Annotated in this window: 14 protein-coding genes; 13 read left to right on the forward strand and 1 reads right to left on the reverse strand. The window is 59.0% G+C overall.

Annotated features, from left to right (window positions below; all coding sequences use genetic code 11):
- Positions 1-97: 97 nt before the first annotated feature.
- The 10 genes from MITSMUL_RS07185 (at position 98) to MITSMUL_RS12145 (ending at position 10,523) form a co-directional block, all read left to right on the forward strand.
- Entirely contained in the window at positions 98-931 is an 834-nt protein-coding gene (locus MITSMUL_RS07185; protein ID WP_040636277.1) for a sugar phosphate isomerase/epimerase family protein, read from the forward strand.
- Between the two features lie 27 nt (positions 932-958).
- The gene (locus MITSMUL_RS07190; protein ID WP_040636015.1) at positions 959-1,969 is read left to right on the forward strand and encodes a Gfo/Idh/MocA family protein; all 1,011 of its coding nucleotides are present in this window, start codon (positions 959-961) and stop codon (positions 1,967-1,969) included.
- A 281-nt stretch (positions 1,970-2,250) separates the two neighbouring features.
- Positions 2,251-2,847, forward strand: coding sequence for a cytidylate kinase-like family protein (locus MITSMUL_RS07195; RefSeq protein WP_040636016.1), 597 nt, complete (start codon positions 2,251-2,253; stop codon positions 2,845-2,847).
- A gap of 345 nt (positions 2,848-3,192) precedes the next feature.
- A complete protein-coding gene (gene pyk, locus MITSMUL_RS07200) occupies positions 3,193-4,620 on the forward strand; it encodes a pyruvate kinase (RefSeq protein ID WP_005841340.1) in 1,428 nt (475 codons plus the stop codon).
- Between the two features lie 212 nt (positions 4,621-4,832).
- On the forward strand, positions 4,833-5,042 hold the full coding sequence (locus MITSMUL_RS07205; RefSeq protein ID WP_005841342.1) for a hypothetical protein: 210 nt from the start codon (positions 4,833-4,835) through the stop codon (positions 5,040-5,042).
- Between the two features lie 191 nt (positions 5,043-5,233).
- Positions 5,234-5,446, forward strand: a complete 213-nt coding sequence (secG, locus tag MITSMUL_RS07210; RefSeq protein WP_005841344.1) for a preprotein translocase subunit SecG — start codon at positions 5,234-5,236, stop codon at positions 5,444-5,446.
- Positions 5,447-5,509: 63 nt separating this feature from the next.
- A complete protein-coding gene (locus MITSMUL_RS07215) occupies positions 5,510-6,301 on the forward strand; it encodes an alpha/beta hydrolase (protein ID WP_005841345.1) in 792 nt (263 codons plus the stop codon).
- A 74-nt stretch (positions 6,302-6,375) separates the two neighbouring features.
- Positions 6,376-9,069 carry a ribonuclease R gene (rnr, locus tag MITSMUL_RS07220; protein WP_005841346.1) on the forward strand — a complete coding sequence of 898 codons (2,694 nt, stop codon included), beginning with the start codon at positions 6,376-6,378 and terminating at the stop codon, positions 9,067-9,069.
- 28 nt (positions 9,070-9,097) lie between these two features.
- Complete coding sequence (gene smpB / locus MITSMUL_RS07225) at positions 9,098-9,571, forward strand: SsrA-binding protein SmpB (RefSeq protein ID WP_005841348.1); 474 nt, start codon at positions 9,098-9,100, stop codon at positions 9,569-9,571.
- Between the two features lie 112 nt (positions 9,572-9,683).
- Positions 9,684-10,523, forward strand: a complete 840-nt coding sequence (locus MITSMUL_RS12145) for an RsiV family protein (protein WP_005841352.1) — start codon at positions 9,684-9,686, stop codon at positions 10,521-10,523.
- A gap of 58 nt (positions 10,524-10,581) precedes the next feature.
- Here the strand turns inward: MITSMUL_RS12145 and MITSMUL_RS07235 are convergent, their stop codons facing one another.
- Complete coding sequence (locus tag MITSMUL_RS07235) at positions 10,582-11,889, reverse strand: dicarboxylate/amino acid:cation symporter (RefSeq protein ID WP_005841354.1); 1,308 nt, start codon at positions 11,887-11,889, stop codon at positions 10,582-10,584.
- Between the two features lie 210 nt (positions 11,890-12,099).
- On the opposite strand from MITSMUL_RS07235, the gene rsmH reads away from it, so the two are divergent.
- The 3 genes from rsmH to MITSMUL_RS07250 all read left to right on the forward strand — a co-directional run bounded on the left by rsmH (position 12,100) and on the right by MITSMUL_RS07250 (position 14,971).
- Positions 12,100-13,188 (forward strand): 16S rRNA (cytosine(1402)-N(4))-methyltransferase RsmH, encoded by a 1,089-nt coding sequence (rsmH, locus tag MITSMUL_RS07240; protein WP_040636018.1) that lies wholly within the window; start codon positions 12,100-12,102, stop codon positions 13,186-13,188.
- A 111-nt stretch (positions 13,189-13,299) separates the two neighbouring features.
- Complete coding sequence (locus MITSMUL_RS07245; RefSeq protein WP_005841358.1) at positions 13,300-14,196, forward strand: NAD(P)/FAD-dependent oxidoreductase; 897 nt, start codon at positions 13,300-13,302, stop codon at positions 14,194-14,196.
- 58 nt (positions 14,197-14,254) lie between these two features.
- A complete protein-coding gene (locus tag MITSMUL_RS07250) occupies positions 14,255-14,971 on the forward strand; it encodes a phosphatase PAP2 family protein (protein ID WP_040636019.1) in 717 nt (238 codons plus the stop codon).
- Positions 14,972-14,990 lie beyond the last annotated feature (19 nt).

Here is a 14,990-nt window from a genome sequence, read left to right on the forward strand (position 1 = left end):
AGGAACGAGAAAGTAATATTCTGAAAACAGAGCTATACTAAAACCATCAAGTGAGAGCAAATCATCCTGAAGAATAAAGAAAGGGAGCATGAACGCGATGAAACTCAGCATGAATCAGGCAACCTGCCTGGAAAAATCCAGCCTGGAAAAAGATCTCGAACTCTGCGAGAAATACGGCTACGATATGATCGAGCCGCGCACGATGGACGGCATCCCCAACTATCTCAAGAACCACACGATTGATGAGCTGGCAGCCTGGTTCAAGAACCACAAGGTGAAGCCACTGGCCTTCAACACGCTTTGCTTCTTCAATAACCGCACGCCGGAGGATTACCAGAAGGTCCTGCAGGAACTTCGTCAGATGTGCGAATGGGGCAAGAAGATCGGCTGCAAGACGGTCATCACGGTGCCGACGGTCGACCTCAAGAAGGTCACGCGCCAGGAAATCCACAAATCGGCGGTCAAATGCCTCAAGGAGATGGGTGCGATTGCAGCAGAATACGGCATGCGCATCTCGGTAGAGTTCATCGGCCATCCGGCAGCTTCCATCAATACGTTCGGTGAGGCTTGGTCGATCATCGAGGAAGTCGACATGGACAATGTCGGCATCACGCTCGACTGCTTCCACTTCCACGGCATGGGCTCGAAGCTCGAGGACCTCGCCAAGGCCGACGGCAAGAAAATCTTCATCGTGCATCTCAACGACACGGAGGACTTCCCGATTGGCTCGCTGCTCGATGAAGACCGCGTCTGGCCGGGCGATGGCTGCATCGACCTCGATGCGATCTTCCAAACGCTCAAGAAGATCGGCTGGCAGGAAGATGTCGTCTCGCTCGAGCTCTTCCGTCCCGAGTACTACAAGATGGACCCGGACGATGTTTACCGCATCGGCAAGGAGAAGTCGGAAGCCGTCATCAAGCGCAATTTTTAATAGACATATAGATAGGGAGGAATCATCATGTTACATGTAGGTGTCATCGGTTGCGGTGGTATGGGCAGAAGCCATATTGATCGTCTGACGAATCGTACGCAGGGCGCAGAGGTTGTCGCTGTTGCGGATATGGTCGACGCACTCGTCGAGAAGGGGGCCGCTATCGCTGGCCCGAACTGCAAGAAGTACAAGAGCGAAGCCGACCTCATCAACGATCCGGCTGTCGACGCTGTCTTCATCGTCACGCCGGGCTTTGCCCACAAAGAAGCACTGCTCTTGGCCATCAAGGCTGGCAAGCGCATCTTCTGCGAGAAGCCGCTCTGCACGACGGCGGAGGACTGCCTCGAGGTCATCGATGCCGAAGTCAAGTCGGGCAAGCATCTGATCCAGCTCGGTTTCATGCGCCGCTATGATAAGGGGTATAATGAGGTCAAAGCAGCACTGGATTCTGGCGAATACGGCTCACCGCTGCTGCTGCACTGCACGCACCGCAATCCGGAAGTGCCGGACAGCTACACGACGGCGATGGCGGTCCACGATACGGCCATCCATGAGATTGACGTCACGCATTGGCTTGTCAACGATGACTTCGTCTCGGCACAGGTCATCATGCCGAAGGTCACGAAGTACGCGCATGCAGAGCTCGCTGACCCACAGCTCATGATCCTGCAGACGAAGAGCGGCATCGTCGTCGAGGATGAGGTCTTCGTCAACTGCAAGTTCGGTTACGATATCAACTGCCATGTGGTCTGCGAGGACGGCGTCATCGAGATGCCGCAGCCGCTCTACCCGACCTACCGCAAGAACGCTCAGATCACGCAGACGATCGATACGGACTGCTTCGTTCGCTTCCACGATGCGTACGACGATGAGGTCCAGAACTGGGTCAACGATGCGGCAGAAGGCATCATCGGCGGCCCGAATGCCTGGGATGGCTATCTCGCGGCCATCACGGCCGACGCACTGGTCCGCGCTCAGACGAGCGGCAAAGTCGAGACCATCAAGCCGGCTCAGGAGAAACCAGCTTTCTACGACTGAACTGGGATATCACTCATAAAACCCCTTGTTCCTCTTTGACTCGTTGTTCTTGTTTCCTAACTTCCCTTCCAAGGTCCGCTGCCCGCCGTGGCTGCGGATCTTTTTTTGCTCCGCGTCTCGTTCGTCTCAACCTTTCTCGATTTTGCAGGCAGAAGCCAGTAGAATTTTTTAGGCGGTTGTAGTATAGTGTAATTGAATCAAGAAACCGAAAGAACCCCTTTTACGCATGTGCCTTAGGCACGATTCAGGCTTATCTCAAGCTTATCATGGAGGAAATGAAGATGGAAAAACATACGTTGATCACGATTTCGCGTCAGTTCGGCAGCGGCGGCCGTGAGGTCGCGGAGATCCTGGCCAAGAAGCTCGGCGTGCGCCGCTACGACAAGAAGATCGTCGAGATGGCAGCCGACAACATCGAGGAAGGCATGGACCCGAGGGAAGCTGTCGAGCTTTCCTACAACACGCCATCCAACTGCCTCGGCAACCTCGGCGATTATGGCTATGAGCGCGTCGCGCGCCACAACCGCATGTACATCGAGCAGGCCAAGGTCATCCTCGGCGTGGCGGAGAAGGAGAGCGCCGTCTTCCTCGGACGCTGCGCTGACTATATCCTGAAGGACAAGCCGAATTGCTATTCATTCTTTATCTACGCGGATGACGACTTCCGCGCACAGCGCGCTAAGACGGATTACGATGGCGCGACGCTTGAGCAGCTCAACAAGGAAGAGAAGCGCCGTAAGCAGTACTATGAGTTCTACACGGGCCAGACCTGGGGAGCTCCGGAGCACTATGACCTCATGATCAACACGTCGAACATGCCGCTCGAAGATGTGGCGGATTTCATCCTCGACTACATCAAGAAAAATCCGAGAGGCTGATAGATCCTCTTTTGAGACTGCCGCAAGTTGCGGCAGTTTTTTTGTGTAGCAAGGCACGGGGGGCGTTCGCTTTTCTTTCGGATTGATACGGAAACCGGCACGCAGAGGGGCAAACCTAATTAATAAATTTTGATTATGACAATGACTTTTCAGAATAAATTTATTTTAGGAGAATTTGTTGGAAATGGTTTTACTTCTACGTTTAAACAGTGTAGAATAGGGGTAGATGAGGGCTCAGGAGCCCTCTTGAAACAGGCCGAGACATGATGTAGCAGCGAATCGGTGCGCGGCGGCATCTGTCTGAATAGATAGTAGGGTACTAAAAGAATAGGTGGGGATTATCACATGTTAAAGAAGACGAAAATTATCTGCACGCAGGGTCCCGCTACGGAGAGACCGGGCGTAGTTGATGCACTGATCGCAAATGGCATGAACTGTGCACGCTTCAACTTCTCCCATGGTGATCATGCAGAGCACCTGAACCGCATCAACATGGTGCGCGAGGCTGCTAAGAAGGCTGGCAAGGTCATTTCCCTGATCCTCGATACGAAGGGCCCGGAGATGCGTCTTGGCGAGTTCAAGGACGGCAAGGTCATGCTCGAGAAGGGCAACAAGTTCACGCTGACGTATGAGGATATCCCGGGCGATGAGACGCATGTCTCCGTCAACCACAAGGGCCTCTACACGGAAGTGAAGCCGGGCGACACGCTGCTCCTCTCCGATGGCCTCGTCGCTCTGAAGGTTGATGAGATCCGCGGTAAGGACATCATCACGACGATTCAGAACAGCGGCAAGATGAGCACGAAGAAGCGCGTCGCTGCTCCGGGCGTATCCCTTGGCCTGCCGCCAATCTCGGAGCAGGATGCGAAGGATATCGTCTTCGGCTGCGAGCAGGACATGGATTTCGTCGCTGCTTCATTCATCCAGCGTCCGGAGGATGTCCTGGCCATCCGCAAGCTCATCGAGGAGCACAATGGCCACATGGAGATCCTGCCGAAGATCGAGAACCTCGAAGGCGTCAAGAACTTCGATGCAATCCTCGAAGTCTCCGACGGCATCATGGTCGCTCGTGGTGACCTCGGCGTTGAGGTCCCGGCAGAGGATGTCCCGCTGATTCAGAAAGAGATCATCCGTAAGTGCAATAAGGCCGGCAAGCCGGTCATCGTCGCAACGCAGATGCTCGATTCCATGGAGCGCAACCCGCGTCCGACGCGTGCTGAGGTCTCCGATGTCGGCAACGCCATCCTCGATGGTACGGATGCCATCATGCTCTCCGGCGAGACGGCTTCCGGTGACTATCCGATTGAGGCTGTTTCCACGATGAACCGCATCGCAATGCGCATCGAGGAATCCCTCGAGTACAAGAACCTCTTCGTTGAGCGCGGCTTCGAGCACAGCCAGAGCCGTACGCGCGCCGTCGCACATGCTACGGTCCAGATGGCTTACGAGCTCGATGTCCCGGCTATCATCACGCCGACCGACAGCGGCTACACGACGAAGATCGTATCCCGTTACCGTCCGAAAGCAGCTATCATTGCTTACACGCCGCATGAGAAGGTTGTCCGTCAGCTCAACCTCCGTTGGGGCGTATACCCGATCCTCGGCACGCAGTGGAAGGACGTCGATGAGATGATCGCGAACGCGGTTTCCGCAGCTGTCAAGGATGGCTTCGTGAAGCGCGGCGACACGACGATCATCACGTCCGGCATCAAGCTCCAGAGCAAGACGAGCGTCGGCAACAACACGAACATGATCCGCGTCTACAAGATCTGATTGCAGGATACAGCGTATCCTGGTCCATCTTGCTGACCGGCAAGAGACCACTGGGCATGGCCCGGTGGTCTCTTTTTCTTTTTGAATGCAGATGTTCTGTTTTCAGGAGACAAGCTGTACAAAATAAAAAAATTTTCATAACCCGATTGAGAATTCTGTTACAATGTGATATGATAAAGATAGAATTGGAATAAATAAAAGGAGGAGTATCTATGGGTTGGCTGGATACGATGATGCCGAAGCGCGAGAGTAATCCTCGCGGCAGCGATGACTACATGTACATGGTACATGGCTCGTATACCGTAGCTGAAGCAGATGACAAGACCGTTTATTTTTCCGCAAAATATTCTAGCAAGTGCTATAATGGCATCCCACTCTCCCGCCAGAAGAGCGAGACTTCGACCGATTTTCGGGAGAACTGAGCTCTGTTGGTACAGGGGATGAGGCAGACGACGCAGCAGCGAACGCACAACAATAAAAACGGAAGATGGCTGAGACCTTTATATAGAGGGTTTCAGCCATTTTTATTGCGGAAGGAACGCATTGTATGGTATGATAAAGAAGTAATTTATTCCGCATTTTTAAGGGGGCCAATCTTTTGCTTACCATTTTAATGATACTCGATGCGATTGTCTGCATCATCCTGATCGCGTCGATCCTCGGACAGGAAGCCAAGTCTGCCGGCATGGGCGGCATGGGTGGCGGTGCCGATACCGTCTTCTCGAGCAAGGCGCGCGGCATGGACGCGCTGCTCGCGCGCGTGACGGTTGTCTTTGCCATCCTGTTTGCGGTCATCACCATCGTGATTGCACGTATGACGAACTGATATGATGATGATCCTCCCCTGCTCTGCGGCAGGGGAAATTTTCTTGCACAGGGGGTGTCAGGGATGATCATGGAAGGGGCTGAGCCCTTTTTCCTTCCGGGAGGCAGCACGGGAGTCCTGCTCATTCATGGCTTCACTGGACTGCCGGCCGAACTCGTGATGATGGGCCGGTACCTGCAGCAGCGGGGGTGCACGGTCCTCGGCGTGCGGCTGGCCGGTCATGGCACGACGGTCGAGGACATGAGCCACATGACGGCGGAGGACTGGCTCGACTCGGTCCGCGATGGCTATGCCGTGCTGCGCGGCTCATGCGAACACATCTTTGTCGCAGGCCATTCGATGGGCGGCCTGCTCGCCCTGCTGCTGGCGGCGGAGAAGGGACAGGAACAGGCATTGGAGGGCGTCATCTCGATGTCGGCGCCCATCTATATCGCCGAGGAGCGCGGCATCGCGGCGCTGCCGCCGCGCGAGGTATGCCGCGGCAAATTTGTCCCCAAGGCGAGGCGCCGTCTCCGCGATGTGCCGCCGGCCGTCAACCACACGTACCGCTTCATGCCGCTCGAGGGCGTACATGAGATGCTCACGCTGATTGAGCGCGTGAAGGAAGTTCTGCCGGCCATCCAGATCCCGGCGCTCATCCTGCACAGCCTCAACGACAGGACGGCGGACGCAGAGAGTGCCATCTACATCCGCAAGGCACTGGGCAGTGAGAAGAAACGACTGTTTTGGCTCAAGTCATCGGGCCATCTGATTCCCGTCGGTGAGGAGCGGGAAACCGTCTTTGTGCAGACGGCTGCGTTCATTGCGGAAATCATGGGGGATGCTTGGCCCGAGGGCAGAGCCAATGCCATCTGATGCCGTGCGGCCGGCGAGGCGACGGCATAGTGGATTGAGAAGAAACGGATAGACAGATAGTTGGAGAAAAGAGTATGGATTTAAAAGAACGAATTTTAGCGTATATGCACGAGGAGGCATACCGTCCGCTGCTGGCTGAGGACCTGGCGGAAGGGATGCAGCTGACGCAGGAAGAGCTCGTGCAGTTCGATGCGGTGCTCGAGGAATTGGAGAAAGAGGGCGCAATCATCAAGAACCGCAGCGACCTCTACGGCATCCCGAGCCGCATGCACCTCGTCGTTGGCCGCCTCTCGATGACGGCCAAGGGCTTCGGCTTCATCATCCCGGATGTGCGCGAGTCGGAAGAGGAGACGGATGTCTTCGTGCCGGGTGCGGACCTCAATACGGCCATGCATGGCGACCGCGTCGTCGCACGCGTGACGCCGGCACAGGAAGAAGGCCGTTCGCGCGAGGGCGAGATCATCCGCATCCTCGAGCGCGCGAACGAGAAGATTGTCGGCACGTTCGAGAGCAGCAAGACGTTCGGCTTCGTGACGCCGGACAATACGAAGCTCAGCCAGGACATCTTCGTGCCGAAGAAGGCGTTCCACGGCGCGAAGACGGGCAGCAAGGTCGTCGTCGAGATCACGAAGTGGCCGGACCGCCGCCGCAATGCAGAGGGCAAGGTCATCGAGGTACTCGGCAAGGTCGGCGACCCGGGCGTCGACGTCCTCTCCGTCATGCGCCAGTATGACCTCGCGGAGACGTTCCCTGAGGACGTGCAGGAAGCAGCCGATAACGTAGAGCAGGAGCCTGCACCGGAGGAGTACAGAGGGCGCCGCGACCGCCGCGACCTGCCAATCGTCACGGTCGACGGTGAGGACTCGAAGGATCTCGATGACGGCGTCTTTGCGCGCCGCAATCCGGACGGCTCCTTCTTCCTCGGCGTCTACATCGCCGATGTCAGCTGGTACGTGCGCGAAGGCCAGCCGCTCGACCGCGAGGCGCGCGAGCGCGGCACGAGCGTTTACCTCGTGGACCGCGTCATCCCGATGCTGCCGAAGGAGCTCAGCAACGGCATCTGCAGCCTCAACGCCGGCGTTGACCGCCTCTCGATGGCCTGCGAGATGCAGATCTCGCCGGAGGGCGAGGTCACGAGCTACGAGATCATCCCGACGGTCATCCACGTTTACCGCCGCCTGACCTACAACATCGTCAACAAGGTGCTCGTCGACAAGGCGGAGCCGTTCGTCTCGGACAACCAGGACATCCGCGAGATGCTCGAGACGCTCGAAGCGCTGCGCCATGTCCTCAAGGCCAAGCGCCATCGCCGTGGCTCGATTGACTTCGACGTGCCGGAGGTCAAGGTCAAACTCGATGACAAAGGACATCCTGTCGCCCTCATTAAGCGCGAGGGTTCTCTGGCGGAGTCCATCATCGAAGAGTGCATGCTGATTGCGAACGAGACGGTGGCGCGTCACATGGACACGAAGCATCAGCCGTTCATGTACCGCGTGCATGAGCAGCCGTCGGACGAGAAGATCGAGCGCCTCAACAACCTGCTCGGCGCCTTCGGCCTCTTCGTCCACCAGTCGGAGACGGGCGACATCAAGCCGATGGACGTCCAGCAGGTGCTCGAGAAGGTCAAGGGCAAGCCGGAGGAGCGCATCATCAGCACGGTGGCGCTGCGCTCGATGCAGCAGGCGCGCTACAGCGACATGAGCCTTGGCCACTTCGGCCTGGCCGCACGCTACTACACGCACTTCACCTCGCCGATTCGCCGCTATCCGGACCTCATCGTGCACCGCCTGTTGCGCGAGACGTTTGCGACGGGCAGCATCCCGGCAGAGCGCCAGGCGAAGCTGCGCACGATGCTGCCGGAAATCGCGGATCACGCTTCGGAGCGCGAACGCATCGCCATCGAGGCAGAGCGCGAGACGACGGACATGAAGAAGATCGAGTACATGGCGCAGTTCGTCGGCGAGGAATTCTCCGGCATCATCAGCGGCGTCACGGCCTTCGGTATCTTCGTCGAGCTCGACAATGGCGTCGAGGGCCTCGTCCACGTCTCGACAATGGTCGACGATTTCTACGAGTACCGCGAGGAGCAGTTCGCGATGGTCGGCGAGCGCACGAATAAGGCGTACCGCCTCGGCGATGAGGTCGAGATCCTGCTCGTGCGCGCGAACGTCGAGGAGCGCAACCTCGATTTCGTGCTCAAGGACAACGGCGCCTACGACCCGCTGGCCATGAAGAACGCCGTGCGCGGCGGCCGCAATAAGGGACCGAAGCCGGCAAAGAGCGATAAGAACGACAAGAGCGATAAGGCCAAGGGCGGCAAACAGGATGCCAAGAAGCGCCCGGCACGCCGTCCCATCGATGACATCATTGCCGACCTGCCGACGTCTGAGGGCGAGGAGAAGCCAGCGAAGAAGAAACGCAGCCACGGCAAGAAGAACCGCGGTGCCTCGGGTGAGAAGCTTTCCCGTCCAGAGCATAATTCGCGTGCGCCGCATGAGAAGCGCGAGAGGAGAGAGCGTCGCGAGAGTCGGGGCGGCGAGCGCTCCGGCAACCGCCAGGAGCGCCGTGACCGCGAGAATGGCCGCGGCGAGCGCGATTACCACCGCGTCACGGTCACGGGCCTCAACAGCGCCGTCTGGCCGGACCCGCCGGGATACCATGAGCGCAAGCTGCGCGAGGAATCGCGTGCCGAGAAGGCAAAGGCTGCGCCAAAGCATCGCCCGCGCCCGCACCGCAAGACGGAGGGCGGCACGTCTTCGAATAAATAAGACCAATAAGACCACTCAGGTGAGATAAATGGGAAGAAAGAATGCAGGGATCAAGACGGTCTGCGAGAACCGCAAGGCGCGTCACGATTACTTCATACATGAGACATACGAGGCGGGCATCGCGCTGCAGGGTACGGAGGTCAAGTCCCTGCGCGCAGGCCGCGCCAATCTCAAGGACAGCTATGCGAGCATCCAGAACGGCGAGATCTTCGTCGAGAACCTCCATATCAGCCCTTACGACCAGGGCAATATCTTCAACCACGATCCCCTGCGCCGCAGGAAGCTCCTGATGCACAAGGCCGAGATCGTCAAGCTCTTCGCTAAGACGCGCGAGAAGGGCTTCACGCTCGTGCCGCTCAAGATCTACTTCAAGCAGGGTCGTGCCAAGATGGAGATCGCACTGGCCTCTGGCAAGCACAACTACGACAAGCGCCAGGACCTCCACGAGAAGGCCGCCAAGCGCGAGATCGAGCGCGCACTCAAGGATCGCCAGCGCTACTGAAAAAACTCCTGTCACCCCGCATGAGCGGGGCTGGCAGGAGTTTTTTGCATGGAACGCGAATTACCTCAGTGAGAAGATAGGGAAAATATGATCTTGAAAAGAGGTGACTTTGATGAAACATCTTGGGAAAAATCTCGGCCGCACACTGGCCGTCGCCCTGCTCGTCGGCGCGGGCAGCGTGATCTCGGCGGTCAGCGCGCTGCCGGACTATCTGCAGGCCGCAGAAACTGCCTCGGCAGCGGACAAGAGACAGGAGCACATCCAGGAAGTTACCGGGAGTGATCCTGTGACAGTGCGCCAGCATGAGGTGGTGCTCAAGGATCATCAGGGCAGGGAGCTCTACACGGGTAAATACCTTGAACTCGCTGCAAAAAACGGAGCAGGCCATGATGTGCGCCGGGCGCTCGCGCGGTGGAACGATGCGGAGCGCACGCGCTGGGCAGGCGACGAGAAGATGCTCAGCGATGCCGTGCACTTTACCGAGGAGAACGGCCTCCCGATGTATGCGCCTTATTACATGGGCCATGTCATCGCAGATTGGGGGCGTGTCGACGCGGAGGTGCTTAGCTTCTGCACGCGCACGGAGTCCTATACGGGCGGCGCGCATCCGAATCACGCCTACCAGAGCTGGACTCTGGACCTCCGGACAGGCGAGCCCATCGCGCTGCGCGACATCGTCGCGAGCCGCCGGGACTTCCTGACGGCTGTAGCGGCGGCGTTCCGCGCGCAGTACCCGGGGCGCGAGGATGAGACGTTCCGGCGCACGATCGACGCGCAGCTCGAGTCCATCTACCCGTACCTCGACTGGGATAAGTCCACGGTCTGGACCATGCTGCCCGAGGGCGGCATCCGCGTCTACTTCAGCGCCTACGAGCTTGCACCGTACGCTGCCGGCGACTTTATCCTGACGTTGACGCCCGAGGCAAATCCGGGCCTCTTCAAAGTGCGCTGATACTGCGGCATAAAAAAACCATCCATCAGATTACCTGATGGATGGTTTTTTAGCGGGCTCAGGCTTCGACGGTCTCGCCGCGGGAATCTTCGATCTTGCCCTGCAGGTCATGGTCGGTCATCGCGCAGACGGCGGAGTCGGACCAGACGTTCTCAGCTGTCTCGATCATGTCGATGATCGTGTAGATCGGCAGGATGACACCCATGAGGCCGAGCGGTGCGCCGAGGGAGCTCATGAGCGAGAGGGTCAGGAAGTAGCAGCCCATCGGGACACCGGCATTGCCGATGGCGGCGAGGACGGCGACGAAGAGCCAGGTGATCATGGTGCCGAGCGAGAGGTCAAAGCCGGCGTTCTGCATGACGAACAGCGAGGTCACGAGGATGAAGGCCGCGCAGCCGTTCATGTTGATCGTCGTGCAGATCGGCAGGACGAAGCGCGAGACGCGCGGGTTGACCTTGAGGCGTGCCTCAGCAGAGGCGAGCGTGACGGGCAGCGTGCCGGCCGAGCTCTTCGTGAAGAGCGCGACGGCGATGGCCGGTGCCATCTTGCGGAAGACATAGAGCGGGTTGAGGCCGCGCGCGAGCAGGAAGAGCGGGATGACGAGGAAGAACTGGATGAAGTTGCCGCCGAGCACGACGAGCGTGTACTTGCCGAGTGCGCCGACGATGACGCCTGCCTCAATCTGCGAGGAGAGCTGTGCGGCAAAGGCGAGGATGCCGGCCGGCAGAGCCCAGAGCAGGGCGCGGATCAGCGTGAAGAGCAGCTCCTGCAGGCCGTAGATGCCCTTGAGGAGCACGGCGCGGTTTTCCGTCTTCGGCATGAAGGCGAGCGCGAGGCCGACGGCTGCGGCAATCAGCATGACCGACAGGACGTTACCAGCGAGGAACGGCTGCAGCATGTTGTTCGGGATGACGGAGAGGAAGTGATCGTAGTAGGAGAGGGATCCGAGCTTCTGCATCGGGACATCCGAGGCACCGGCCCCGATGAGGTCAGCCGGCAGATTGCCCGGCGCAATCCAGAGGTAGAGGACGAGGCCGATGGCAGCTGCGGAAATCGTCGTCAGCAGCGTGTAGGTGACGGCGTGCGCGAAGATGCGGCCCGTGTCCTTCTTGGCACCGAGCGCCGAGAGCGTCGTGATGACAGCGAGGGCGATGGTTGGCACGGCGATGAACTGGAACAGGCGCGTGAAGACCGTGGCGACGAAGTTGAAGAGCTCGTTGAGGGCGGGGACTTGCATCCAGCCGAGGATGGCGCCGACGATCAGCGCGGCGAACCACAGGATCATTTGCTTCGCCTGGCCGCCCTTGCGCTGGCGCAGGGCCTCGTCCTTGGCGAGGTCGACGGAGTCTTTATTGGGATTGGACATAGTATACCTTCTTTCTTGGAAATGAACCGGATGATGAATGATGGCTTTTGAAAGCATATATGATTAATATGAAATACATTATAGAGGGATTATGGAGGACTGTCAAGAGATAAAATGCACACCTTGGCAGACATTTTTTTGACAGCGGGGAAACGGCGTTGCTATACTACTATAGTAAAACTAGGACAGATGAAAGAGAGAGGCATGATTATGGAACGTCATGATGAACAGCAGCAGGAGAAGCCGCATAAGCGGCGCATCCATTACAGCGGCCGTTACCCGCGCCATTTCGCGGAGAAGTACAAGGAGCTCAATCCGGAGAAGTACGGGGAGGAGATTGCCCATGTGCGCGCCAAGGGCAACACGCCGGCCGGCACGCACATCCCCATCATGGTCAAGGAGATCCTCGAGGTTCTCGCGATAAAGCCGGGCGAGCGCGGCTTCGATGCGACGCTCGGCTACGGCGGCCACACGCTCGCGATGCTCGAGAAGCTCGAGGGCAAAGGTCATCTCTACGGCGGCGACGTCGACCCCATTGAGTCTGAAAAGACGGAGGCGCGCATCCGCGCGAAGGGCTTTGGCCCGGATATCTGGGAGCGCCGCCAGATGAACTTCTGCGAGATCGACAAGCTGGCAGAAGAAGTCGGCCCGTTCGATTTCGTGCTCGCGGACCTCGGCGTCTCGTCCATGCAGATCGACAATCCAGAGCGCGGCTTCACCTACAAGTCGGATGGCCCGCTCGACCTGCGGCTCAATCCGCAGGCGGGCATCTCGGCGGCGGACCGCCTGCGCCAGCTCGACTATGAAGAGCTCGTCGGCATGATGCAGGAGAACGCCGACGAGCCGTACGCCGAGGCCATCGCGCGCCAGATCGTCCGCGCAGAGAAGCACCGGCCCATCCGCACGACGCGCGAGCTCTACGCGGTCATCGAGGCTGCCCTCGAGAAGGTGCACCTGCCGCGCGATGCAGCGGGCAAGATACCGGACCGCCGCGATGTCATCCGCAAGAGCAGTGCACGCGTCTTCCAGGCGCTGCGCATCGACGTCAACCACGAGTACGAGGTCCTCTACGAATTCATGGAGAAGCTGCCGTATGCGCTGGCGCCGGGCGGCCGCGTCGCCATCCTGACGTTCCACTCGGGTGAGGACCGCATCGTCAAGAAGGCGTTCAAGGCGTTCCATCAGCAGGGCATCTACCGCGACATCGCGCGTGAGGTCATCCGCCCGAGCCGCGAGGAGTGCTACGAGAACAGCCGCGCGCACTCGACGAAGCTGCGCTGGGCTATCCGCGCAGACTGAGATGCTTGTGACTGGCTCACGGAAGCTGGGGCTTCTGCCTGCTATACTGAAAAAATACGCAGATTGGCAGTTTGCATCTTGAATGATGATTTTTAGAAAGGAAGTCTCAATATGAAGACGGAGAAGACAGATCTCTTGGTAATCGGCGCGGGCCCGGCTGGCATCTCGGCGGCGCTCTACGCGAGGCGCGGCGGCCTCGCGGTGACGGTCGTGACGAAGGGCATCGAGACGGGCGGCCTCGCTAAGACCGAGAAGATCGAGAATTACTACGGCTTTGCTGAGCCGATTTCCGGCAAGGAGCTGCTGCGCCGCGGCGCAGCGGGGGCCGAGCGGCTCGGCGTGCAGATTGTCGAGGATGAGCTCTTAGCGCTCTCCTTCAATGACACATTCGATGGTTTCAAAGCACAGGCTCAGCAACACGAATGGGAAGCGCCGGCCGTCGTGCTCGCCGCCGGTGCTTCGCGCCGTACGCTGCCGATTCCCGGCGTGGCTGAGTTTGAGGGCAGGGGCGTCAGCTACTGCGCCATCTGTGATGCCTTCTTCTACCGCGGCAAGCAGGTCGCGGTCATCGGCTCGGGCGAGTATGCCCTGCACGAAGCGCAGGTCCTGCAACCGCATGCCGGCAAGGTCATGCTGCTGACAAACGGCGAGCCGCTCCAAGTACCTGTCCCCGATGCCATCGAGGTCCGTACGCAGAAGCTGGCCGCTGTCGAGGGCGGCGACCGCGTCACGGGCGTCCGCTTCGAGGACGGCACAGAGCTGCCGCTCGACGGCATCTTTCTCGCCATCGGCACGGCCGGCAGCTCGGAGCTCGCGCGCAAGATCGGTGCCATGCTCGACGGCACGGACGTCAAGGTGGATGCGCAGCAGGCGACGAATGTGCCGGGACTCTTCGCCGCGGGCGACTGCACAGGCGGCCTGTTGCAGGTCGCAAAGGCCGTCCACGAGGGCGCAGTGGCCGGGCTCTCGGCCCTGCGCTATGTGCGCGCTAAGCGCAGCAGCAAATGACGTGCTCGCCATGGCAGGATTGCGAGAATGCTAGAACGTTAGAAAGAAGGATATTCTCTTGACAACAAAACGATGGCTCGGGGTGCTGGGCTTCACAATCTTTGGCATACTGCTCTTTGCGAGCTGGCTGCTGCCTGGACAGGCAGGCTTTTGGTATGAGATTGACAAATCGGTCTTTTTCTTCTTCAATCACCTGATTGGGCAGAGCCAGGCCCTGCTCTACTTGGTGGCCTTCACGAACTTGCGGCCGTTCGACGCCGTGGCGTTTCTCTTCATGCTTGGCATCTTCTACCACTACTACCGGCTGCAGGACGCTAAGGGGCGGCGCTGGATGCTCTGCATCGGCCTGACCATGCTCGTGACGGCCGTGATCGCCAAGCAGTTCGACATGATGCTCGGCTTTGAGCGGCCGAGCGCGACGAAGTTCTTCACGCTGCAGGGCGTGCCCGTGCTGCGCGTCTCGGAGCTCACGGGCTGGCCGGCCAAGGACTGGTCGAGCACGAGCTTTCCGGGCGACCACGGCATGATGCTGCTGATCTTCACGTTCTACATGTTGCGCTACTTCGGCAAGAGGGCCTTTGCCGCTAGCCTACTCGTCGTCATCGTCTTCTCGATGCCGCGCATCATGTCGGGCGCACACTGGCTGACGGATGTCGTCGTAGGTTCGGGCTCCATCTGCAGCATCGTCCTGAGCTGGATGCTCCTGACGCCGGCCTCGGACCGCGTCATCGCGCTGTTCGACCGCTATCTGCCGCACAGGGACAAGAAAAATTGAATCGTTTTATCCGGGAGTG

This window comes from Mitsuokella multacida DSM 20544 (genome assembly GCF_000155955.1).
GTDB lineage: Bacteria > Bacillota > Negativicutes > Selenomonadales > Selenomonadaceae > Mitsuokella > Mitsuokella multacida.

Bases quoted from the DNA above. Each gene is read 5' to 3' on its own strand.
- MITSMUL_RS07185 (WP_040636277.1), top strand. From the start codon at position 98: ATGAAACTCAGCATGAATCAGGCAACCTGCCTGGAAAAATCCAGCCTG.
- MITSMUL_RS07215 (WP_005841345.1), top strand. From the start codon at position 5,510: ATGATCATGGAAGGGGCTGAGCCCTTTTTCCTTCCGGGAGGCAGCACG.
- secG (WP_005841344.1), top strand. From the start codon at position 5,234: ATGATACTCGATGCGATTGTCTGCATCATCCTGATCGCGTCGATCCTC.
- MITSMUL_RS07195 (WP_040636016.1), top strand. From the start codon at position 2,251: ATGGAAAAACATACGTTGATCACGATTTCGCGTCAGTTCGGCAGCGGC.
- MITSMUL_RS07245 (WP_005841358.1), top strand. From the start codon at position 13,300: ATGAAGACGGAGAAGACAGATCTCTTGGTAATCGGCGCGGGCCCGGCT.
- MITSMUL_RS07205 (WP_005841342.1), top strand. From the start codon at position 4,833: ATGGGTTGGCTGGATACGATGATGCCGAAGCGCGAGAGTAATCCTCGC.
- rsmH (WP_040636018.1), top strand. From the start codon at position 12,100: ATGGAACGTCATGATGAACAGCAGCAGGAGAAGCCGCATAAGCGGCGC.
- MITSMUL_RS07235 (WP_005841354.1), bottom strand. From the start codon at position 11,889: ATGTCCAATCCCAATAAAGACTCCGTCGACCTCGCCAAGGACGAGGCC.
- MITSMUL_RS07190 (WP_040636015.1), top strand. From the start codon at position 959: ATGTTACATGTAGGTGTCATCGGTTGCGGTGGTATGGGCAGAAGCCAT.
- smpB (WP_005841348.1), top strand. From the start codon at position 9,098: ATGGGAAGAAAGAATGCAGGGATCAAGACGGTCTGCGAGAACCGCAAG.
- pyk (WP_005841340.1), top strand. From the start codon at position 3,193: ATGTTAAAGAAGACGAAAATTATCTGCACGCAGGGTCCCGCTACGGAG.
- MITSMUL_RS12145 (WP_005841352.1), top strand. From the start codon at position 9,684: ATGAAACATCTTGGGAAAAATCTCGGCCGCACACTGGCCGTCGCCCTG.
- rnr (WP_005841346.1), top strand. From the start codon at position 6,376: ATGGATTTAAAAGAACGAATTTTAGCGTATATGCACGAGGAGGCATAC.